General features: G+C 66.1%; 1 protein-coding gene. It reads right to left on the bottom strand.

Going from position 1 to position 1,420, the window contains the following annotated elements; all coding sequences use genetic code 11:
* Positions 1-1,420: strawberry notch C-terminal domain-containing protein (locus tag AC2FL1_RS23450; RefSeq protein ID WP_496878530.1), on the bottom strand; the 1,420-nt coding region annotated here is incomplete at both ends.

Genomic DNA, 1,420 nt, shown 5'->3' with positions numbered 1-1,420 from the left:
CCTCGGCCAGTTCCGCAGTCCACGCCGCAGTGAAGGCCGCGCGGTCGGCCTCGAGCCAGTGGGTGTCCTCCATGACCTTGGCCGGGACCGTGCTGGCATCAAGCGGGCGAATCAGGCGCAGGCGCGGCTCGATGGTGCCATCGTTCAGCATCAGGCTGGTGGCGGGCACCTGCACCGCCGCCCGGCCTGAGCGGCTGTTGACCAAGAGCCGCGCCTTTGGATCATCGAGCCAGTCGAGCGCATCCACGAGCGCTGTCGGCGTGTTGCGGCGCTTTTCCGCGATGGTCAGAAGCTGGGTTTCCGCACCCGAGCCAGGATGGGTGTAGATCACCCGCGCATCCGTGACGCGGAAGCTCTCGGCGCGCAGCGTCTCGAGCCCGAGATCATAGACCCCGGCGGCGATGGCGCCCTCGATCCGCTGGTCGAGCAATTCCTCGAAGACCGAGAATAGCACGGCTTGCATGTCGATCGTCAGCGCCAGCAGGCGATTGAGGAAGGTTGTGATCGGCGGCAGGTCGTCCTTCAGCCCGTTGTCATCGGTCAGGCTGAGCCCGGTCACATCCTCGAAAGCCCCGAGCGAACAGCCCGCCAAATCGCCACGATAGATGCGGCGGTAAAGGTGGCGCAGGGCGTCGCGGGCGTAGGGCGACTCGAGGTTGTCTTCCGGCCGGAACAGCCCTTGCCCACCGGTCTGGCGCTGGCCGCGCGTTATAGCGCCAAGCGTGTCGAGACGTCGCGCAATGGTCGACAGGAACCGCTTCTCCGCTTTGACATCGGTGGCCACTGGCCGGAACAGCGGCGGCTGCGCCTGATTGGTGCGGTTGGTGCGACCAAGGCCCTGAATCGCCGCATCTGCCTTCCAGCCGGGCTCCAAGAGGTAGTGGACCCGCAAGCGCTGGTTCTTCGCCCCGAGATCGGCGTGATAGCTGCGCCCGGTGCCGCCGGCATCCGAGAAGATCAGGATACGCTTTTCGTCATCCATGAAGGCTTGGGTTTCCGCGAGGTTCGCGGCTCCAGCCCGGTTCTCCACCACGAGCCGTGCCGAATGCCCTTCGCCCTTGCGCACGATGCGGCGCGACCGGCCCGTGACCTCGGCCACGAGATCCGTGCCGAAGCGCTGGATGATCTGGTCGAGCGCCCCCGGCACCGGCGGCAGAGAGGCCAGCTTCTCGATCAGCGCGTCTCGACGGCGGACGGCTTCGCGGCATTCGACCGGTTGGCCGTCTCGCGTGACGGGCCGCGACGAGAGATTGCCCTCGCTGTCGGTGAAAGGCTCGTAGAGCTGCACCGGGAAGGAATGGGCGAGGTAGTCCAGGACATACTCCCTGGGCGTGATGTCACAGCGGATATCATTCCATTCGTCGGTTGGGATCTCCGACAGGCGGCGTTCCATCAGCGCCTCACCCGTCGAGACGATCTG

The organism is Ruegeria sp. YKSF070, from assembly GCF_059612725.1.
The sequence above is the reverse complement of the archived record's forward strand: the minus strand, read 5'-3'. Positions and strand labels throughout refer to the sequence as shown.